This window comes from Geminocystis herdmanii PCC 6308, from assembly GCF_000332235.1.
Taxonomy (GTDB): domain Bacteria; phylum Cyanobacteriota; class Cyanobacteriia; order Cyanobacteriales; family Cyanobacteriaceae; genus Geminocystis; species Geminocystis herdmanii.
This window is the reverse complement of sequence record NZ_CM001775.1, coordinates 2,494,494-2,515,974: the sequence shown is the minus strand read 5'-3', so window position 1 is coordinate 2,515,974 and position 21,481 is coordinate 2,494,494. Positions and strand designations below refer to the sequence as shown.

The 21,481-nt window shown below is 35.4% G+C and carries 22 protein-coding genes; 9 read left to right on the top strand and 13 right to left on the bottom strand.

Features of this window, described 5'->3' with window-relative positions:
- Positions 1-50: 50 nt before the first annotated feature.
- A complete protein-coding gene (locus SYN6308_RS12515) occupies positions 51-968 on the top strand; it encodes a cation diffusion facilitator family transporter (protein ID WP_017294789.1) in 918 nt (305 codons plus the stop codon).
- Positions 969-1,048: 80 nt separating this feature from the next.
- On the opposite strand, the gene SYN6308_RS12510 is transcribed toward SYN6308_RS12515, so the two are convergent.
- A complete protein-coding gene (locus tag SYN6308_RS12510; protein ID WP_017294788.1) occupies positions 1,049-3,304 on the bottom strand; it encodes a RelA/SpoT family protein in 2,256 nt (751 codons plus the stop codon).
- Between the two features lie 250 nt (positions 3,305-3,554).
- Here SYN6308_RS12510 and patD point away from each other — a divergent pair, with 250 nt between their 5' ends.
- Positions 3,555-3,920 carry a heterocyst frequency control protein PatD gene (gene patD, locus SYN6308_RS12505; protein ID WP_017294787.1) on the top strand — a complete coding sequence of 122 codons (366 nt, stop codon included), beginning with the start codon at positions 3,555-3,557 and terminating at the stop codon, positions 3,918-3,920.
- Positions 3,921-4,022: 102 nt separating this feature from the next.
- Here the strand turns inward: patD and SYN6308_RS12500 are convergent, their stop codons facing one another.
- The 3 genes from SYN6308_RS12500 to SYN6308_RS12490 form a co-directional block, all read right to left on the bottom strand.
- Positions 4,023-4,721, bottom strand: coding sequence for a hypothetical protein (locus SYN6308_RS12500; protein ID WP_017294786.1), 699 nt, complete (start codon positions 4,719-4,721; stop codon positions 4,023-4,025).
- Between the two features lie 255 nt (positions 4,722-4,976).
- Positions 4,977-6,200 carry a PP2C family protein-serine/threonine phosphatase gene (locus SYN6308_RS23425; protein WP_017294785.1) on the bottom strand — a complete coding sequence of 408 codons (1,224 nt, stop codon included), beginning with the start codon at positions 6,198-6,200 and terminating at the stop codon, positions 4,977-4,979.
- Between the two features lie 252 nt (positions 6,201-6,452).
- On the bottom strand, positions 6,453-7,220 hold the full coding sequence (locus SYN6308_RS12490; RefSeq protein WP_017294784.1) for a transporter substrate-binding domain-containing protein: 768 nt from the start codon (positions 7,218-7,220) through the stop codon (positions 6,453-6,455).
- Positions 7,221-7,509: 289 nt separating this feature from the next.
- Between SYN6308_RS12490 and SYN6308_RS22390 the strand changes: the two genes are divergently transcribed.
- Together SYN6308_RS22390 and SYN6308_RS25540 are read left to right on the top strand one after the other, a co-directional pair.
- A complete protein-coding gene (locus SYN6308_RS22390) occupies positions 7,510-8,055 on the top strand; it encodes a transposase (protein ID WP_017294783.1) in 546 nt (181 codons plus the stop codon).
- Entirely contained in the window at positions 7,995-8,264 is a 270-nt protein-coding gene (locus SYN6308_RS25540) for a transposase (RefSeq protein WP_237741213.1), read from the top strand. Before SYN6308_RS22390 ends, SYN6308_RS25540 begins: the two co-directional genes overlap by 61 nt.
- Positions 8,265-8,306: 42 nt before the next feature.
- Here SYN6308_RS25540 and SYN6308_RS12480 read toward each other — a convergent pair whose 3' ends face one another.
- From SYN6308_RS12480 to SYN6308_RS12465, 4 genes are all read right to left on the bottom strand, one after another.
- A complete protein-coding gene (locus SYN6308_RS12480; RefSeq protein ID WP_017294782.1) occupies positions 8,307-8,546 on the bottom strand; it encodes a 2Fe-2S iron-sulfur cluster-binding protein in 240 nt (79 codons plus the stop codon).
- 72 nt (positions 8,547-8,618) lie between these two features.
- Complete coding sequence (gene hisA, locus SYN6308_RS12475) at positions 8,619-9,383, bottom strand: 1-(5-phosphoribosyl)-5-[(5-phosphoribosylamino)methylideneamino]imidazole-4-carboxamide isomerase (RefSeq protein ID WP_017294781.1); 765 nt, start codon at positions 9,381-9,383, stop codon at positions 8,619-8,621.
- A 490-nt stretch (positions 9,384-9,873) separates the two neighbouring features.
- Positions 9,874-10,029, bottom strand: a complete 156-nt coding sequence (locus SYN6308_RS12470) for a PCP reductase family protein (RefSeq protein ID WP_017294780.1) — start codon at positions 10,027-10,029, stop codon at positions 9,874-9,876.
- A 34-nt stretch (positions 10,030-10,063) separates the two neighbouring features.
- Positions 10,064-11,380, bottom strand: a complete 1,317-nt coding sequence (locus SYN6308_RS12465; protein WP_017294779.1) for an ABC transporter substrate-binding protein — start codon at positions 11,378-11,380, stop codon at positions 10,064-10,066.
- 181 nt (positions 11,381-11,561) lie between these two features.
- On the opposite strand from SYN6308_RS12465, the gene SYN6308_RS12460 reads away from it, so the two are divergent.
- Both SYN6308_RS12460 and SYN6308_RS12455 read left to right on the top strand, forming a co-directional pair.
- A complete protein-coding gene (locus SYN6308_RS12460) occupies positions 11,562-13,049 on the top strand; it encodes an AAA family ATPase (RefSeq protein ID WP_017294778.1) in 1,488 nt (495 codons plus the stop codon).
- Positions 13,050-13,236: 187 nt separating this feature from the next.
- Complete coding sequence (locus SYN6308_RS12455; RefSeq protein ID WP_017294777.1) at positions 13,237-13,503, top strand: hypothetical protein; 267 nt, start codon at positions 13,237-13,239, stop codon at positions 13,501-13,503.
- Positions 13,504-13,510: 7 nt separating this feature from the next.
- Here the strand turns inward: SYN6308_RS12455 and SYN6308_RS12450 are convergent, their stop codons facing one another.
- Both SYN6308_RS12450 and ilvD read right to left on the bottom strand, forming a co-directional pair.
- Positions 13,511-14,242: a hypothetical protein gene (locus tag SYN6308_RS12450; protein WP_144051438.1), complete on the bottom strand. Its 732-nt coding sequence runs from the start codon at positions 14,240-14,242 to the stop codon at positions 13,511-13,513.
- A 207-nt stretch (positions 14,243-14,449) separates the two neighbouring features.
- Positions 14,450-16,138, bottom strand: a complete 1,689-nt coding sequence (ilvD, locus tag SYN6308_RS12445; protein WP_017294775.1) for a dihydroxy-acid dehydratase — start codon at positions 16,136-16,138, stop codon at positions 14,450-14,452.
- Between the two features lie 569 nt (positions 16,139-16,707).
- Between ilvD and SYN6308_RS12440 the strand changes: the two genes are divergently transcribed.
- From SYN6308_RS12440 to SYN6308_RS12430, 3 genes are all read left to right on the top strand, one after another.
- Positions 16,708-18,189, top strand: a complete 1,482-nt coding sequence (locus SYN6308_RS12440) for a glutamate synthase subunit beta (RefSeq protein WP_017294774.1) — start codon at positions 16,708-16,710, stop codon at positions 18,187-18,189.
- A gap of 97 nt (positions 18,190-18,286) precedes the next feature.
- A complete protein-coding gene (locus SYN6308_RS12435; RefSeq protein ID WP_017294773.1) occupies positions 18,287-18,574 on the top strand; it encodes a hypothetical protein in 288 nt (95 codons plus the stop codon).
- A gap of 17 nt (positions 18,575-18,591) precedes the next feature.
- Complete coding sequence (locus tag SYN6308_RS12430; protein WP_017294772.1) at positions 18,592-19,329, top strand: 16S rRNA (uracil(1498)-N(3))-methyltransferase; 738 nt, start codon at positions 18,592-18,594, stop codon at positions 19,327-19,329.
- 190 nt (positions 19,330-19,519) lie between these two features.
- Here the strand turns inward: SYN6308_RS12430 and ribE are convergent, their stop codons facing one another.
- From ribE to SYN6308_RS12415, 3 genes are all read right to left on the bottom strand, one after another.
- Complete coding sequence (ribE, locus tag SYN6308_RS12425; protein ID WP_017294771.1) at positions 19,520-20,206, bottom strand: riboflavin synthase; 687 nt, start codon at positions 20,204-20,206, stop codon at positions 19,520-19,522.
- Positions 20,207-20,285: 79 nt separating this feature from the next.
- A complete protein-coding gene (locus SYN6308_RS12420) occupies positions 20,286-20,867 on the bottom strand; it encodes a rhomboid family intramembrane serine protease (RefSeq protein WP_017294770.1) in 582 nt (193 codons plus the stop codon).
- A 141-nt stretch (positions 20,868-21,008) separates the two neighbouring features.
- Positions 21,009-21,473 carry a GNAT family N-acetyltransferase gene (locus tag SYN6308_RS12415; RefSeq protein WP_017294769.1) on the bottom strand — a complete coding sequence of 155 codons (465 nt, stop codon included), beginning with the start codon at positions 21,471-21,473 and terminating at the stop codon, positions 21,009-21,011.
- Positions 21,474-21,481: the final 8 nt, after the last annotated feature.

Here is a 21,481-nt window from a genome sequence, read left to right as displayed (position 1 = left end):
AAAGATTTAGAATAGAAAAAAGATTAATTTTTCCTCCTAAATGATTTATTATGGCTCAAAATAAACAAAAAAAAGTTCGTGAAGTACTAATTATTACCTTAATTTTAAATATCATTGTTTTAATATTAAAAGCTGTAGTTGGTACTATCACAGGTTCATTGAGTTTACAAGCAGATGCTTTACATAGCGTAACAGACAGTGCCAATAATATTTTAGGTTTAGTAACTAATCAACTTTCATCTCCAATACCCGATCGAGATCATCCGTACGGACATCATAAATTTGAGGCAATTGGTGCATTAGGTATCGCCGCATTTTTAGGTATTGCCTGTTTTGAAATTTTAACCAGTGCGCTTAACAGGATAATTTTTGGCGGAGAACCTGTTAAAATTGGAGGTGGAGAATTATGGGTTTTAATTATTATCTTAGGTATCAATATTTTTGTGGCTTTTTATGAGCGTAAAGTAGGAAAAAAATTAGGTAGTAATATTTTAATTGCCGATGCAACTCATACCATGAGTGATGTATGGATAACTATCAGTGTTTTACTTGGTTTAATCGGCGTTTGGCAATCAGAAGCATGGAATTTGCCTTGGTTACAATCCCTCGATTATTTATTAGCTTTTCCTGTGGCAATTTTAGTCATAAAAAGTGCTTGGGAAGTGTTAAAAGGCAACTTACCTTGGTTAGTAGATCAAATGGCGATCGCACCTGAATTAATCCATGAAATAGTAATGGAAGTACCGGGAGTAATTAACTGTCATAATATCGCTTCAAGGGGATTATTAGGAAGACAAATATTTATTGAAATGCACTTAATTGTTAATACTGAAAGCGTAAAAACTGCCCATGATATAACGGAAGAAATAGAGGCAAAATTAGAGGCAAAATTTGCTCCCGTGAGAGTATTAATTCATGTTGAACCTTTGGAGTATGAATCATCAGAAATTACCTATGAAAATAATTGAGAATTGATAAAAAAGTTTGTAGTAAGGGTTTTAACCCTTTCATAAATGGCTAAAGCCATCACTACAAACTAATAATTTTTCTAACTGTGGCTAATGCTAGAAACTTCGCTAATACGGCGAATATTTAAAACATCGCTCATATTTTTAATTTGATTGATAACATATTGATATTGCTGTGAATCTTGTACATCAATAGTTAAAGAAATTAACGCTGGTTTGCCAAAATCTGTTTTGACTCCTGCGTTACTAACATTAATATTTTGATCTGTTAATCTTCCTAAAATGTCTCGTAAAATACCCACTCGATCGATCGTTTCGATGACTATATCCACAGGATAAGTAGCATTACGACTCTTTTGATCACAACCATTCCATTTTACAGGAATTAAACGCTCTCCGGGGATGGTTGTCAAATTCGGGCAGTCGTGATGATGAATGGAAATACCTCGCACATTAGTAACAACTCCGATAATATTTTCCCCGGGTAAAGGGCGACAACATCCAGCAATATGATACATTAATCCTTCGATACCGCAAATAGGATATTTATTACCGTTAATTTCTTTATTAGTTTTAGTGGGAGTAGCTAATAAAGGGGTTTCTCCTAGGGGTTTTTCTTCTGTTTTTTCGGGATGTTGTAGCTTATTTTCTTCTCGCAGACGATTGATAATCTGCATACAAGTTACTTCTCCATAACCCAAAGAAGCTAATAAGTCATCTACCTTAATAAAGTTACATTTTTGAGCAACTTTTTGCATGGTATCGGATTTTAAGAGAGATTCTAAGCCATTTTTACCTAACTCTTTCTCTAATAACTCTCTCCCTCTGGCAATATTTTCTTCTCGGTGTGATCGTTTGTACCATTGACGAATGCGATTTTTAGCACTCGGTGTCACCACAAAATTTAACCAATCGAGACTAGGATGACTATTATTGCTAGTAACAATTTCTACTATATCCCCATTATGTATAGATTGATCAAGAGGACTCCATTTTCCATTAATTCTCGCCCCTTTCATGTGATTTCCCACTTCCGTATGAATACGATAGGCAAAATCTACCACTGTGGCGCCTCGTGTTAAGGGAATAACTTCTCCTTTAGGAGTAAAAGCATAAACATCATCATCAAATAAATTTTCCTTGAGATTATCCACATATTCTTGGGCATCTTGTAAATCTTTTTGCCAATCTAGCAGTTGACGCAACCATGTAAATTTTTCTTCATCACTGGATAAATTGGTATTATTAGAATTTCCAGCTTCCTTATATTTCCAGTGCGCAGCGATACCATATTCAGCGATATGGTGCATTTCTAGGGTACGGATTTGTATTTCTAACGGTCTGCCATTAGAATTAACGACAGTAGTATGGAGAGATTGATATAAATTGGGCTTGGGTAAACCGATATAGTCTTTAAATCTACCGGGGATGGGGCGAAAAGCATCATGAACGACAGCTAAAGCACGATAACATTCATCTTTATTATTAAGAATAATTCTGATACCTGCCATGTCATAAATTTGTTCAAACTCTTTATTTTGTTGCTCCATTTTATGGTATATTCCATATAAATGTTTTGGTCTGCCTTTGAGTTCTAAAGGATGAATGCCTAACTTAGCTAAACGTTGATTGATAATGTTCGTTATTTTTTGGATTCGTGCTTCCCTATCTTTTCTTCTTTCGGAGACTAATTCTTTAATATTTTTATAAGCTACGGGATTAAGATATTTAAAGGATAAATCTTCTAACTCCCATTTGAAGTGCCAAATACCGAGACGATTGGCTAAGGGGGCAAAAATTTCTTTGGTTTCTTCGGCAATTAGTCGTTGTTTTTCTGGGGATAAAAAGTCAAGGGTACGCATATTATGTAACCTGTCTGCCAATTTTACCACGATCACTCGAATATCTTGAGCCATTGCCACAAACATTCGCCGAAAATTCTCTGCTTGTCTTTCGGTTTTGCTCGAAAAGTTAAATTTTGATAACTTTGTCACGGCTTCTACTAATTGACGCACATTTGCTCCAAAAAGTGCTTCTATTTCATCGGGAGTGACTTCGGTATCCTCTACTACATCATGTAAAAATCCTGCGGCAATCATTTCACTATCTCCGCCTAAATCCCTCAATAACTCTGCAACGGCTACGGGATGGGCGATATAAGGCTCACCTGATTTGCGATATTGCCCTTCGTGTAAGGAATAAGCGAATTGAAATGATTTACATATTAGGCTATTATGGGGATCGTTTTGATCTCCTATTAAACAGTTATTTAACCAATTGGGAATATGTAATTTGGCAACGGCTTTTTTTTCGGGAATAAGTAGTGTTGTATTCATAATGATTTGGGATGATTGGGAATAAAAAATATAGCTAAAATGACTGAGATAAGTTATGATCTTGAACGGTTATGATCAAGTTATAATTTAAGAAACTAAAATCGTTCCTTCCAAGAGGGTTATAATTTTATTTTAGTGGATAGGAAAATTTACTCTTACTCAACTGTTTTCTTTCATCTACAGTTATCCTTAAGAGCTTATTGATCTTAGTTATAGTTAATGCTTTTAATTTTAACTTAATTTAGAGAAAATGTTATCAAAATCACATCAAGAAGAATTGTTAAGTTGGATAGAATTACTCAAAAATTTTGATACATTATTCTGTGATGATGTGAATAATCTTGCTTTACTTAAAGACAAATTCAGAGGAATTCAAACTTATTTAGACTCTCAAATTATGTCGATCGAACCGACTAATTTAGATAGTAATATTAGAGCGTTATTTCAGTCATGGCAAACAGAAACTCATCGTTATATTCGGCTTTTACAAACAGATTTTTTATTCTATCAATCTGCTAAACAATCTAGCACTAAGCTCGATCGAATTTCCTTAATTCAACAAAGGTTAAAAGATGCTATAAAATTAACCGAAAATTATCTAATGAATAATGAATAGTGAAGACTTTTAATTGTTAATTGTTAATTCTTCATTCTTAATTGTTAATTCTTAATTGTTAATTGTTAATTGTTAATTCTTAATTCTTAATTCTTAATTCTTTTAAGATGCTTTTTTAGCGATAGTCATATCTTGTTGACGGGGAGGCGGAGTAACTTGTGGCACAACTTGTTGTCTATTTGCCTGAACTTGTTGACGACCATTAGTTACAACCCTCAACATATCACTCAGGTCTTTTTCCAGTTTAGATAGAACCGAATCGGCATACATATCAGCTTCATTTTGAATTGCTTCAGCTTCCAGAATCGCCTCTTGTCTGCTTTTGATGACTTCCTGTTGAATCCGTTGTCTAATTTGTTCAACTTCAGTGATGGTTTTTCGTTGTAAATTCTCGCAGTCTTGTTGTACTTGTCGTCTAATCTGATTCGCTTGATTTTCAGCTTCTTGAACAATACGAGAATCATCTAATAGTTGTGCGGCTTTTCTTTGGGCATTTTCTACAACTTTTTGGGCATAGTTTTGGGCTTCTGCTAATATTTGTTGACGTTGTTGTAAAATTTGGGTAGCTTGTTCTAAGGAGTCTGGAACATTTATCCTAATTAAATCTAGTTGTTTGATTAATGTATCTTCATCAATGAGAGTTTTACCCATAAATGGAATACGGGTGCTATTAAGAATAAAATCTTCTAATCTTTCTATTTCTTCCACCATATCTACCGCCATTTCTTCAATTTGAGGCGGTTTATCGTTAGGTAACGGTAAAGTGTTTACTTGTAACTGATTTGTATAATTATTAGTCATAATCGATCGAAAATCTCCTGAACTGTTGTTAATATAATAATTTAAGATTATTGTAAATAAAATAGTGATTAGTGATTAAAAGCTATCAAAAAAAATTTTGATAATTACCTTTCAATAAATTGTACTATAGCAGTTCCAAATCATTTGTGTAAAAAATATTTAAAACAAAGCCGTTGACGGGAGAAGATAGTTAATAGGCAACACTTATGCTAGTTATTAAAAAGGCTTTGGGATGAGAAATTTCTTAATATCCTATTATTGTTGATGAAAAACTACTTTTAAAATAGATAAATCATCGTCAAAATTGTTAGATTTATTGATAACATGAACTCGATCGATCACCTGTTCTAAATTTTTATGAGATTCTTCAGTTGTTTCTAATAAAACATCAGTAAAATTGTTTAAGCCCCAAATATCCCCATTATCTAATTGAATTTCGTAAATACCATCACTAAATAAATATAAAGAATCTCCATTTTCCACATGACATAATTGTTGATCAAATTCAAAATCTAACATCATACCGATAGGAATATTCGGAGTGGATAACTTTTGATATTTATTCCCTGATTCAGATACAGAAACTAAAATTGCTGGAGGATGTCCGGCAGAAGAATAGACTAATTCGTTAGTGTTTTTGTTATAAACACCATACCAAATAGTAAAATAATTATTTCCATCCTCCATTTGAAAAAGACGATTTAATTCTGTTAAAATAGTCCAAGGCTGATAAGGATCGGTGTTATAAAGAGAGTTATTTCTAACTAAATTTAAGATAGAAACGGATAATAAAGCCGAATGAATACCATGACCTGCTACATCTAATAAATAAAAAACAATATGCTCTTCATCTAACCAATAATAATCAAAAATATCTCCCCCTAATTTGGCACAAGGAATAAATTTTTGCTCGATATTTAAGCCTTTTTGTTCATCGGGAGAAGGTAATAAGGAAAAGACATAATCGGAGGCTAAATTTAATTCGGCTTGGAGAGATAAATTTCTTTGTCTTAATTCTTCTTCCGCTTGTTTCTTTTTGATAAATAATCCAATTTGATTGCCCATCATGGCAACATTTTCTAATAAGAGAAAATCTTTTTGATGATTTTTGGAAGATAAGAAAAACATCACCCCTAAATGTTCTTCTCCATTATTAACAGGAAAGGCAAATATTAGTTGGGTATTTTCTTTCGTTTCTAAGACGCTTTCGATCGATTTTATCTCATGCCACCAATGCTCATAATTCTTAAAAGTCCAATTATCCCATACTATTGTTTGAGTAGTTTCTTTATCCTTGCTCGTAAAGTTATCATTTTCTGTTTCGTTGCTCAACCATAGATTTTGATAATGAATCAACTGAGTGATTTCATTAAAGCTCCAATATTCTCCCCTTTCCCAACTAAAATTAAGGGCGATGGCACTTAATACTCCATTAATGCCATCATCAACACCATCAGATTCTGCAAGAATCTTAATCACATCCCGTTCAATGTTTTGGTAACGTTCAATTCTTTTACGTTCTGTAATATCATTTAAAGTACCTGATATTCCAATCTCAAGTTGCTTTTTTGTCTCATAAAAATTACCTATTTTGGTAAAATTTCATTTATTGTTAATATTTTACAAACATTATAAACATTATTAAGTTTTATGAAGAAAATTATTAAGTAGGAGAGTAGGAGAGTAGGAGAAACTGTTAATTATTAATTATTAATTATTAATTATTAATTATTAATTGCTTATGGGTAATCCCCAAAATTGTGCTTTTTCCCTTAACCATCCTTCCTGATTTAATTTTCTGATGACTTGATTGACTTTAGTGCGTAATTCCTGATATTGTCTTCCTTTCGGTAGTACGATCGAGAGAGGATAACCACCATAAATAGTGGGTAAGAGTTGATAATCGGGGTTTTCTTGTACCCAACCGACTAAGACAGTAACGTCTCCTGCAAATCCATCAATTTCTCCTGATTCCATCAATTCTAAGGCTTTTTGATAGGATGATACTCCTTGTAATGTAATATTAGGTAAACTATATTTTAGCTGATCGATCGATCGAGAATTAAGAAGAATGCCGATTTTGCCTGTTAAATCAGTTTTTTGACCTTTTTTGACAATAATTGCTGTACCATCTAAATAGTACTGTTCACTAAAGTCCACTATTCTACGGCGAGAAGTGTTAGCCGTGACAGATGCGATCGCCAAATCCACTTCCACATCAGAGACAAGTTGCAACCTTTCTTGATTCGTTACAGGAATAAATTTAACAGCGGTTTCTTCCCCTAATAATTCTAAAGCTAAACGACGGGCTAAATCAATTTCAAATCCCCGTAAATTTCCTTGTTCATCACGATAACCTAAAGGGCGTAAATTGTCTTTAACAGCGATGGTTAATAGTCCTTTTTTTTGAATTTCTTGCCAATCTCCACCATAAACTGGAACATGAAGGAAAAACACGGTAAAAATTACACTTAAAGATAGCAATTTAGGCAAAAACATTTAGATTTTAGGAAAATACATTTTAGGTTGAGATTTTCAATTTTAAAAATTAGTAAAAAATTTAAGTTAAATGTGTCGATCTCTTAATCATAGTTTAAACTTTCGCTGTCGATCGAATTTTACAGTAATGATTTTACCAAAGTTTTTTGGGTTGAAAGCCTCGCACTTTAGGGCGACTTTCTATTATATTATATTCTTCTTTCCATTCCCTCTTTCTTTTTTTCTTCCCCCCCTTGTCAAAATGTGATCGGGAATACTAGGATATTATCGTCAACGCAAAAGATAATCCATGATCATCTACGAAACAAAACTAGAAGGGACAAACGACCAATACGAAAGGCTAGACAACGCTATTCGTACGGGTCGTTTTGTGCGGAATAGCATAATTCGTGGATGGCAAGATGGTATTATCAAAAGTCGCAATGATGCCTACAAATACTGCAAAACGTTAGCAGATAATCCCGAATTTCCTTGGGCAAAGCATTTGAACTCGATGGCAAGACAAGCTCACGCTGAAAGGGCTTGGGCTAGTATTGAGAGATTTTATCGCAACTGCCAAAAGGGAGTAAAAGGGAAAAAAGGCTACCCAAAATATGCAAAGCATACCACGAGAGATTCGGTCGAGTATAAAACGACAGGGTACAAGCTCTCAGAAGACCGAAAATCTATCACTTTCACCGATGGATTTAAGGCAGGCACCTTCAGAATGTGGGGGAGCAGAGATTTGCACTTCTATCAACTAGAGCAAATTAAACGGGTCAGAGTGGTTCGTCGATGCGATATTTCACTTCCCAAGAATGCAGTCAGTGTCATCAGATTGTCCCTAAAGCTCTAAGCACTAGGACTCATGACTGCCCTCATTGCGGACATAAAGGCACTCGTGATGGTAATGCGTCTAATAATATTTTGCAAAAAGCACTTCGTCAATTAGCAAATACCGTGGGGCACACGGAAATCAACGCCTCTGAAGAGAATCCCCTCTGCCCTCCTCTAGCGATAAAGGTTGGTAAGGGAACTCGTCGAAAGAGGAAGCTCTCCCAGTGATGAGAGAATCCCCGTACCTTTAGGTCGGGGCGAATGTCAAAATTACCACACAGGATCAGAATAGAGATTAATAATAAATTCTTCCCTATGGGGAGGAATGGCACTAATACAAGCACAAATAGGAGTCCCATCTTCTAGTTCAACTTCACAAGCGTGACATGAACCCATAACGCAACCAGTAGGAATAAAAACCCCTCCTCGTTTGGCTACTTCTAATATTGGTTCACCAACTTCTGCTATAACAGTTACATCATCGGGTAAAAATTTTACTTTGACACTCATAATTTAATTAGGGGTTGTCTCATCGTCTTTAGGGAGAAAGGAGAAAGGAGAAATACTTAGAAAGTAAACTACTTAGACAATCCTGCTATTATCAATAATAACATCCTGTAGTCGTCCATTGCCGATCGAGCCGATAGCTTCTTTTAAATCAACTTTACCCGTATAAAGAGCTTTACCCACAATAACACCAGTCACCCCCAAGGATTCTAAGGATAACAGACTGAGTAAATCCGTGAGAGAGCTAATACCCCCAGAAGCAATGACAGGAATTTTCGATACTTGTGCCAATTCTCTTAAGGATTCGAGATTAGGACCGACTAGAGTACCATCTCGACTAATATCAGTATAAATAATGGCGGCGGCTTTGTCAGAAATTCTTTGAGCTAAATCGGTGGCTTCCACAGTGGAAGTTTCTAACCAACCTTTGGTGGCAACTTTGCCGTTACGAGCATCGATACCCACCGCAATTTTATGAGGATAGGCTTCACATAATTCTTGTACTAAATCAGGATTTTCTACAGCTACAGTACCCACGATCGATCTTTCCACCCCTAAATCGAACAAACGTTCTACGGAAATTCGATCGCGCAATCCTCCTCCTACTTGTACGGGGATAGTTAAATGCTGTACGATCGATCGAATAACATCTAAATTGACGGTTGTACCCTCTTTTGCACCATCTAAATCCACTAAGTGTAAACGAGTTGCCCCTTGAGACTCCCATTGTAAAGCCACTTCTAAGGGATTTTCATTAAAAATCTGAGACTGTTCATAATCCCCTTGATATAATCTCACACAACGTCCAGCGAGTAAATCAATGGCGGGTATAACTTCCATAAAAAATAAAATTGCGTCCTAAAATTAAGAGAAATTTTATTATATCAAATTTACACCACTTGAGTTTAAGGGAGCTTTTAACTGTTAACTAATAGTTTATTATAGTTGTTTATACCTACTCACGGGATAAAGGTTGACATTTTTTTAAAAATATGTTAGCTTTTAATGAAGTCGATAACCAAGACTGTTAAAACTATTTAATTTAAAGATTAAATTAAATAAAAATTAGTTATTATTCAAGATTAATCAATTAATTAGAATAATAAAAGTAGGGTGGGTTACACCCGAATCAACGCTTGTGGACAGTATCAAGCCGACTTGACTGGTAGAAGCAAGAAGTAAACGTCATAGGTAACTATGAGTAAGTTTTATATAACAGTTAAGCCACAACTTTTTTTAACCAAGTAATTAGGCTTTATAACCTAAAATATCTTAGCGTCTTTGCGTCTTTGTGTGAGAAAAAATTAAATTTTAAATATATAGAGAAACCTTAATTAAACTTAGCTTTAGCTTCCAAATAAAGTTCTACAGTAATTAATGTTTCCCCCTTATCTTGAACAAATTTTTCAATTTTTTTCCTAGCGGCAGGGCGTACAAAAAAAGGTATTTCTTTTAATTTAGCTTCCGCTTCTGATGTCCATTCCATAATTTTAATGATGTTTAATGATTATAAATTTAATTTATTGTAACTGTAATTGCAATTTTTTTTGTGATTCTTCTAAGGCTTGAATGGGTGTTTTTTGTTGTAGCAACGAAGATTCGATCGAGCGTCCTAAGTTTTCTGAAAGAGCAGGATAATCTGTAATAATTGGTCGAGATTTAGCGAATTTCATCTGTTCTAAAAATACTTTAATCACTGGATTTTCTTTAACAAAATCTTGATATTCAGAACTATTTTGAGCATTAAAATTAATAGGTAAATATCCCGTTTTTAATGCCCATTGAGTTTGAAATTTCTCTCCTAAAATAAACTCTAAAAATTTTAAAGACGCTTCTTCTCGTTGAGCATCAGTCTTAAAAACAAAGAGATTTTCTCCGCCTAAAACTGTGGCAGGTTGATTAATAATCGGAATCGGAAAAACATCATAATCAATGTTACTTTGTTTTAATTGTGCTAAAGTCCAAGGACCTGTAATTTGCATAGCTACTTTACCATTAATGAAATTATCTAACTCATAACCTCGATCGGGCTGTGATAAAATAGCACTATTTTCTTTGACTAATTCCACTGCTAAATTTAAGGCTTTTTCTGTACCTTCACTAACTAAATTAGGTTGATTATTTTGGATAATTTCACCATCAGCACTGAAAATAAAAGGCAACCAAACAAAGACAGTAAACTCTCCTTTTCCAGAAGCAAATAACATTCCATTTTGATCAATTTTGCCATCATTATTAGTATCTTGAGTTAATTTTTTTGCAACTTCAGCAAACTCATCCCAAGTTTTTGGAGTTTCGCTAATTCCCGCTTTTTGAAATAAACTTGGACGATAAAAAACCGCAGTATTATTAGTCGCAAAAGGCACAGACCAGATGTTATTATCTAAAGTCATAGTGGATAACATAGCTGGATCAATTTCATTTTTTATATCTGAATTATTCCACCATTCTTGTAAAGGTTTTAAGGCTTGTAATTCGACTAATTTTCCTGTTAATTGGGGTACATACCATAATATATCAGGAGGTTGATTTCCTGCGATCGAGGCGATGATTTTCGGTAACTGTTCATCAGGTTGCCCCACATATAAAGCCTCTACTTGAATATCTGGATTTTCTGTGTTAAATTGAGCTAATAATTCATTAAAAATTTCTCTATTTTCAGGAGGATTAATTCCATGCCAAAAAGTAATTTTAGTAACTTGATTATTGCCCGATGAATCAGAATTTAAAGCGGTATTTTGACAACCACTAATAAATAATAAACTAAAAATGAAAACAAGACTAAGAGATTTTACAAAAAAATTGCGTCGAGAAAATATAATTTGATTTAATAACATTAATGCTTAACAATAGAAAATTAATCGTCTTATTATACCAATTTTGTGATCCTTGTAAAATAACAAAATAATCTCATTTACCCACCCTGTAATGAATTACACGGCTAATATTTTTACGTTCAATAAATTGAACTTGTTTCTTCAATTCGACTTCTCCATTTTCAATTCTCCATTATTTACTATGAGTCAATTTAATCAAGAATTTTCATTATTATTAAGAGCCTGTTATCCTCTTATTTATATCCCTACTCAAGAAGAAGAAAGGGTAGAAAAAGCTATTTCATCCATCGGCAAAAATATCAATAATCGCAATATTTATACATGGGATTTCGTTGACGGTTATCAAGATAATCCCAATAATGCTAACTTTGGACGGCGTAATCCGTTACAAGCCCTTGAATTTATCGAAAAATTGCCACCTAATACGGCAGGAATCTTTATTTTAAGGGATTTTCAACGATTTTTAGAAGATGTCTCCATTTCTCGAAAATTGCGTAATTTAGCACGAACATTAAAAGCACAACCGAAAAATATTGTTATAATTGCACCGGAAATCAATCTACCGACAGAATTAAAAGAAGTTTTTACTATCATCGAGTTTCCTTTACCCCAAGCCGAAGAAATCAAAACGGAAATTCAACGGTTATTGTCATCCACAGGGCAGTCTTTATCTGATAAATTTTTAGCAGAGTTAGTTCGATCGAGTCAAGGGCTATCCCTAGAACGCATTAGAAGAGTGCTTACAAGGGCGATCGCCCAAAATGGCAAATTAGAAGAAGAAGACGTAGAACTGATATTAGAAGAGAAAAAACAGTCCATACGGCAAACACAAATCCTTGACTACTACCCTGCCAAAGAACAAATCTCCGACATCGGCGGTTTAGACAACCTCAAAGAATGGTTATTGAGACGGGGGGGCGCTTTCAGTGAATCCGCACGGGCTTATGGTTTACCCTATCCTAGAGGTTTACTACTTGTAGGTATTCAAGGTACGGGGAAATCTTTAACGGCAAAGGCGATCGCACACCATTGGCACTTACCTTTACTACGACTAGACGTAGGGCGACTATTTGGGGGGTTAGTAGGGGAATCGGAATCTCGCACCCGTCAAATGATTACCTTAGCAGAGGCGTTATCTCCTTGTATTTTGTGGATTGACGAGATAGACAAAAGTTTTGCAGGTGCAGATGGTAAAGGAGATTCAGGCACAACCAGCAGGGTTTTTGGCACATTTATCACATGGTTAGCAGAAAAAGAAAGCCCCGTTTTTGTGGTGGCAACGGCTAACAATATTCAAAATTTACCCCCAGAAATCCTCAGAAAAGGGAGATTTGACGAGATATTTTTTGTGGGTTTACCCAGTCAAAACGAGAGAGAAGCAATTTTTAATGTCCATTTAACTCGATTACGCCCCCATAACATCAACGCCTACGATAGCAAAAGATTAGCCTATGAAACCCCAGAATTTTCGGGGGCAGAAATTGAGCAAACTATAATTGAAGCTATGCACTTAGGTTTTAGTCAGAATCGAGACTTTACCACCGATGACGTATTAAGCGCCGCTAGTCAGATTATACCCTTAGCGCGAACTGCGAAAGAACAAATCGAGTTTTTGCAAAATTGGGCAATGTCTGGAAAAGCGCGTTTAGCCTCCCGTCATCAGATGTAAGTGAAGATTTCATCACAATTAGATATATTGTAGGTTGGGTTGAGGATACGAAACCCAACAAAATCACCTGAGTTTTATCTTAAAAATGTATGTATAATAAGACTATTGGGGTATCGGTTAAAATAAAACAAAAAAGAGTAGCGGACAACTACTCCTTTAACACTTATTAAGATAAGGAAATTTTACCATGAGTACAATCATTGAAACCGACTTAAAAGAAATCTTAGGTCAAATTAACACTAAGCTAGACAATTTAGCAGAAGACGTTAACGAAATGAAGGTAGATATAGCTATCTTAAAACAAGGTCAAACTGATATTAACAAAAGACTGGATACGATCGAAGTTAGTTTAACAAAAAGAATAGATGGTATCGACACTCGTTTAAATACCTTAATAGCTGTAACTTTCACCGCTTTATTAGGCATTATTGCAAAATTAATCTTCATCAAATAATCAAAAATTACGATCGAACTATCAAGGGAGTTTTTTGCTTAATTCGTTGGGGAAAATTAAGGGGTTGCATTTCTTTTGCTGAAATTTTTTCAAGGATATTATTAAGTTTATTGATGATAATAATTTCTGTTTCTAAATCTCTTAATAAGCTAAAATATTCTTGAGTTTGTCTCATTTCTTCGGAGGTAAGTTGATTATTTTCCCAGAGTTTAATAATTTCATTTATTGCCCATAATCTTTGTAGGGGAGAATTGGCATTTAATTCTTTAATTAAGTCAGCAAATTTCGATAAGTTAGGTATTTTTGGAGAAGATTTTTGATTCAATTTCCACCCTAAAAAGCCAAGTCCGATCGAACTAAAAATAATTTGCCAAATAATGCCAAAGGCTAACCATTTATTATCAATTTCTGTCCAAATATTTAAGATTAAATAGCTACTAATCGCTAAAATTCCTGCTCCTGATACCGATAAAATTAGTTGTTTATTTTGAGGAGTTAAAATATCTTTAAAATATTTATAATAATTTCTCCATTTTATATTTTTTACTCTATAAGTAAATAAAATTGTTCCCGTAAAAATACCAGTAGCTAAAATTAATTTTATATCCCCTACGGTTAAAGTTAAACCTAAAAGAAATAAATAAGTTTTTCGAGTATTTAAACATCTTAAATACTTACTATTTAATAAAATATTTTGATGGGAAATATTCGATCGATTCATGGACATTTTAGCTACCAAAGTGATTTATTTTGAAAAAATTATCGTGACAATCATCAAATATTATAATCAATAATGGTGCAATAAATATTGTAATAGTAGGGTGGGCATTGCCCACCACAAATCAATAAACTACTCATTTTTATCGTTAACTCAATGTAGGGGTGATGCACCGCCTACCAAAAATGAATAAACGGCTAAAGCCATTACTACAAACTTCTTTTATTCTTAAGAGAATAAGTTTAAATCAGTTACTGCACCTAAACTACTAGAAGAAACTAATTTCGCATATTTACCTAAGACACCTCTAGGATAACGAGGTTGGGGCGGTTGCCAAAGAGTACGACGTTGGGCTAATTCTGCGTCTGAGACATTGATTTGTAACAGTTTTTGATGGGCATCGATCGTAATACTATCACCTTCTTTGACTAAGGCAATATTACCTCCCACGGCCGCTTCAGGTGCAACATGACCAACTACTAAGCCATAAGTACCTCCAGAAAAACGTCCATCAGTAATTAAGCCGACTTTATCCCCTAAACCTGCTCCAATAATTGCACTTGTAGGGGCTAACATTTCCCGCATACCGGGTCCGCCAACAGGTCCTTCATAACGTACAATGACAACATCCCCTTCTTTAATTTTTCCTGCTAAGATAGCGTCTAAACATTCTTCTTCTGACTCAAACACTCTAGCAGGTCCTGTTATGGTAGGATTTTTTACACCGCTAATTTTGGCAACTGCACCTTCGGAGGCTAAGTTTCCTTTTAAGATAGCTAAATGCCCTTCTTGATATAAAGGATTACCCCATTGACGGATTACGTCTTGGTTTTCGGGAGGATTTTCGGGAATATCTGCTAATACTTCCGCTACGGTTTGCCCACTGATAGTTAATGCGTCTGGGTGAATTAAGCCATTGACTAATAACATCTTCATAACTTGAGGAATGCCTCCCGCTTTGTGTAAGTCAACAGTAACATAACGCCCTGATGGTTTCAAGTCACAAATGACGGGTACTTTTTGACGAATAGTCTCAAAATCATCTAAAGTCAAGGGTACACCAATAGTATTAGCGATCGCAAGTAAGTGCAATACAGAATTAGTTGAGCCACCTACAGCCATAATCACAGCGATGGCATTTTCAAAGGCTTTGCGAGTGAGAATGTCACGGGGTAAAATTTGTTTGCGGATAGCTTCCACTAAAACTTCGGCAGATTTGCCTGTACTTTCTAGTTTTTCTTGATCTTCGGCTGCCATGGTGGAAGAATAGGGTAAACTAATACCCATCGCTTCAAAGGCAGAAGACATAGTATTGGCTGTAAACATACCGCCACACGAACCTGCACCCGGACAGGCTTTTTTCTCAATGGCAAGTAATTCTTCTTCGTCAATTTTTCCGGCACTATATTGCCCAACGGCTTCAAAGGCACTAACTACTGTTAAATCTTTACCATTGTGATGTCCGGGTTTGATTGTACCACCATAGACGAAAATAGCGGGAATATTCATACGAGCAATGGCAATCATCGCCCCTGGCATATTTTTATCGCAACCACCAATGGCGATTACCGCATCCATACTTTCGCCAGTACAAGCGGTTTCGATCGAATCGGCAATGACATCTCTGGAAACGAGGGAGTATTTCATGCCTTCTGTACCCATGGAGATACCGTCACTAATGGTAATAGTACCGAACATTTGGGGCATTCCACCTGCTTGACGTAAACTCGCTTCTGCCTTTAAAGCTAAGTCATTTAAACCCATATTGCAGGGAGTGATGGTACTAAATCCATTGGCTATACCAACAATAGGCTTGGTAAAATCATCATCCCCAAAACCAACGGCTCTAAGCATAGCACGATTGGGCGATCGTTGGACTCCTTGGGTAATAGCTTTACTTTTTAAATTTTCTGTCATAGGATTTACAATATTGAGATTTTTTTATTTTCTCATGATCTGTAGTGACAATGCACAAAAAAATTAAAAATTCATCTAAGTACTGATACAAAATAGATTGTGGACTTTGGAATTAATAAAATTTTCTCAATACCATGTTGCCTCTTGCCTTTCTTAAAATACAATTAATTCTGCTCACTCACTTATCGTTTTAAGTTAATCTTACTGTTGGTTTCTCAACAGTCCGAGGTATTAAGGAAGTTATCAGCTCGATCGAAATATTAAGAATCATTAAAAAAAGTTTAAATTAATCTCTAAAATAGTGAATAAATCGAGTAAAACGCTACACTTATGATTAAAAGGTTAAGTTAAAATTAGAGAAAATATTGTCAGATTAATCAATATCATAATTCTTAGTTATAGACTTTTTCAGGTCATTATCTCGCCGTCGATCGACCATAGCAGATAGTTAATTATTAATAGCATTTTATGATACTAAATAGCAAAAAAGTTGATAAAATTTGTTATGATTTTCTGACAAAAAACAATTAATTTACCTTGACAAAAGTTCAATTTTATAGGATAGAAATATGGGAAAACCCACAGGATTTTTAGAATTTACTAGAGAATTACCCGTTGACAAAGAGCCTCTCGAAAGAATCCAAAATTGGGATGAATTTCATCTACACCTCCCCGAAGAAACATTACGCAATCAGGGAGCTAGATGTATGGACTGCGGTACTCCTTTTTGTCATACTGGAGAGTTAATCAGTGGCATGGCTAGTGGTTGCCCTGTTAATAACTTGATTCCTGAATGGAATGATTTGATTTATCGAGGGTTGTGGAAAGAAGCCCTCGATCGACTTCACAAAACCAACAACTTCCCCGAATTTACTGGTAGAGTTTGCCCTGCCCCCTGTGAGGGTTCTTGTGTACTAGGTATTAATAATCCTCCCGTAACCATTAAAAACATTGAATGTTCAATTATTGATCATGGTTGGGATCAAGGCTGGGTAACATCTCAACCCCCCGAAAAACGCACGGGGAAAAAAGTTGCCATCGTCGGATCAGGTCCTGCTGGATTATCGGCGGCGGCACAACTCAACAAAGCTGGGCATACTGTCACGGTTTACGAAAAAGACGATCGACCCGGTGGATTGCTTATGTACGGTATTCCTAACATGAAACTCGATAAAGAAGAAGTCGTCATGCGCCGTATTGGAGTTTTAGAAGAAGAAGGTATTAAATTTGTCTGTAATACTACCATCGGGAAAGATATTTCTGCGGAAACTTTAGTTAAAGAAAATGATGCTGTCATCCTTGCCATTGGGGCAGGAAAACCCCGTGATTTGCCCATAGAAGGTCGATCGTTCAAAGGTATTCATTTCGCTATGGAATTTTTAACGGCTAACACTAAAGCGGTTTTAAACAGCAATCAAGAAGGTGTAATTAGTGCCGAAGGTAAAGACGTAGTAATCATTGGGGGAGGAGACACGGGAACTGACTGTGTAGGTACATCCGTTCGTCATGGTTGTAATAGTGTTACTCAATTAGAAATTATGCCTCAACCGCCCCAAGTAAGAGCAAAAAACAACCCTTGGCCCGAATATCCTAAAATTTATCGCCTCGACTACGGGCAAGAAGAAGCTGCCGCTAAATTTGGAGATGATCCCAGAGTTTATACTACCACTGCGACTAAATTTGAAGGTGACGCAGAAGGCAACGTTACCGCAGTCCACACCGTAGAGGTAGAATGGGCAAGGAATGAACAAGGGCGCTTTATTCCTAACCCCATGGAAGGCACAGAAAAAAGACTTCCTGCACAATTAGTGTTATTAGCTATGGGTTTTTTAGGACCAGAACAATTCCTTTTAGAACAAATGGGACTAGAAAAAGACGATCGTAGTAACATTAAAGCTGAATATGGAGAATATGCTACCAGTATTCCCAATGTATTTGCAGCAGGAGATTGTCGTCGTGGTCAAAGCCTTGTGGTATGGGCGTTTAACGAAGGGCGCGGAGTAGCTAAAGAGTGCGATCGATTCTTAATGGGTTACTCTGATTTACCATAGGTTAGGAGATAGGGAGATAGGGAGATAGGGAGATAGGGAGATAGGGAGATAGATGATAGATGATAGAATACAAGTATAAGTTTATGAAAAATTTATTATGAGTACTATTACGGATAACGATTTAAAAGAGTTAAAGGATTTAATAAATTCTAAATTTGAGAAAATCGATCGAAAATTAGAAACAATATCTAATGATATTATCGAGTTAAAAATTGATGTAGCGACTATCAAAACTGAAGTTAATGCAGTAAACAAAAGATTAGACGATACTCAATCAAACATGAATAAAAGAGTTGATGGAGTTGAAGCAAGATTAAACATCCTCATATCGGTAATGTTTATAGGTTTACTCGGAATAATTGCTAAACTTGTTTTCATCAAATAACTTCAAATTTTAAAAAATTGCTGTATCGTATAGTTATTAATTCCAGTCAAAAACAAGATAGTCTGATTCATCTACAGTCAGATCAAGAACATTATTTGCGTAGGGTAGTAAGATTAAATAATGGAGATAATTTCATCGCCCTTGATGGTAAAGGCAAGGGGTGGCAAGTTAAATTAACTGCCGATGGTGGTGAAATAGTTGATTTTCTTCAGGACGATCGAGAGTTGTCTTGTGATGTAAACTTAATTATTGCTTTGCCTAAAGGTAACGGTTTTGAGGATATTATTCGTTGTGTCACGGAATTAGGGGTAAATTCATTACAACCTGTCATCAGCGATCGAACTATTGTTAAACCGAAGGAGAATAAGCTCGAAAGATGGCGTAAAATTGCCATAGAAGCCTCAGAACAATCCGAACGCTTAATTGTGCCTTATATTGCTTCTCCTATCCCTGTTAAAGAGGCTTTTTCCTCAGTTTCTACTGTGAATATTCCTAAATATATCGCTGTAGCTCGATCGAACGCCCCCCATTTACTGCATTTTCTTCCCCAAGATTTTTTCCCCCAAAAAATGATTATTGCCACAGGTTGCGAAGGTGGTTGGACTCCTGATGAAGTACAGAGTTCGATCGAACAGGGCTTTCAAGAAATCTCGTTAGGGAAAAGGATATTAAGAGCCGTGACTGCACCGATTATGGTAATGTCTTTAATTGCTAGTGTTGAAGAAAATGTAGGGGTTGCCGAAAAAGTCTTTTGATGAGGGTAGGTTTCGGAAAGGGTGTTAGGTTTTAGGTTAAGAGTTAGTTAGGGTTTGCTGAAAAAGTGTTTTGATGAAGTAGGGAAAATTGTACATTAGACTTCTCCATTAATTCTGATTTAGAGGGCTGAAGCCCTTACTACAAACCAATAAAAAATCTTTTCTGGAGATGTCTATTGTTCATTGTTCATTAATAACCGTGTTGTAACAAAAAATCTAGGGTGATATTTTCCTGAATCGTTTTATTTCCTAGACGATGACTAATTAATCGATCGACATATTTGCCTAGTATATCACTTTCTAAATTCACTTCATCCCCCGATTGCAATAAAGATAAATTCGTTTCCTGATAGGTATGGGGTATTACCGCTACTGTAAACCATTTACCCTCTCGATCGCAATCCGCAATAGTTAGACTAATACCATTAACCGCAATACTAGCTTTAGAAACAATGTAAGGGGAAATATAATCATGCCACTGAGTTTGTAGGTAAGAAGGTGCAGTAAAAGTCATTTCCCACGCTTTTTGACTATTTACCGATTCTAACAAACAACCAACTCCATCCACATGACCACTAACAAAGTGTCCTCCTATTTTACTCCCTACGCGCAAAGAAGTTTCGAGGTTTACTTTCTTATTTTTCTTGGTACTTTCACTTAAAGTGGTACGTTGTAAAGTCTCAGGGGAAGCCGTGGCAATAAAACCATTACCAGTAATTTTTTCCACCGTCAAACAGATACCATCTACCGCCACGCTATCACCGATGGCTAAATCTGTACAAATCACATTTTTGGCATTTTTATCGATGTCAATGACAAATAAATCATTTCCCAACGTTTTGATATTTCCTAAACCTTGTATTAATCCTGTAAACACAAATTAATGAATAATGAATAATTAATAATGAATAATGAATAATTAATAATGAATAATTAACAATTAACAAATTTTTAGTCTAAGAATGTGTTTCTGAGATTGCCTTAGCGGCGACAATACCGCCAATAAAACCAAATAAATGTCCTAACCATGACACATGAGGATTAGAAGGCAATACTCCCCAAACCATACCACCATAGAGAAAAACTACCATTAAGGATAGCGCGATCGAGGGTGCATTTTTTTGAAAGTAACCCCGTAATAGTAAAAAACCTAAGTAACCGAAAACCACTCCACTAGCGCCCACGGTAATAGAATTAGGTTGAGCAAATAGCCAAACTCCCATACCACTAAAAAAGATGGAGTAGAGGGTGACAGTAAAAAAATCTTTGGTGTTTTGCAACATTACTAACCAACCCAATATAGCAAAGGGAAAGGTATTAGCGATAAGGTGAGTAAAATCGCCATGGAGAAAAGGAGCAAGAATTATGCCCCTTAAACCTGTTATATTGCGAGGAATTATGCCAAAATAATCGAGACGAGCATTAAAGAAAAACTGATCGATAATTTCGATAATCCAAAAAATGGCGATGAAACTACCAAGAATAGAAAATTGGGTTTTCAATTCCTTCGTAAATGCTTTAAAACTATTTTCACTCATGGATTATTACCATTGATTAGGGGATTAGAGGATTAGGGAGATAGAGAGACTAGAGGATACTTTCTTAATTCTTAATTCTTAATTCTTAATTCTTAATTCTTAATTCTTAATTCTTAATTCTTAATTCTTAATTCTTAATTCTTAATTCTTAATTGTTTTCTCCATTTTATATCGATCGAAGGAAACATCACCATATTTTACAGTTTCCATTGCCACAATCTCAAAACCACAACGGGAAAAAACTGGTTGAGAAAAAAAACTAGCCTCGGTGTAAAATCTTTTAAAGCCTTGTGAGATGCCTTTTTCTAACACATGAGTTAATAATGTCGTGCCATAACCCTGACGAGTAAAATCAGGGTGAAGGTAAAAAGAGGCAATATGCCCGTCTGATTGTAAACCACAGAAACCTATAATTTGTGTCTGATTTTTTAGTAAATATGTATCAGCTTGAAAAATAAAGTCGTGAAATTTAGCAAAATTGTCAGGGAAAGCAGACCAAGCGATGACTTGATCATGAGAATATAAACTAGGGGCTAATTTTTGGATACTTAGACGATATATTTCTCTTAAAATCTCAAAGTCACTGTCAACGGCTAAACGAAACATTAACAAAA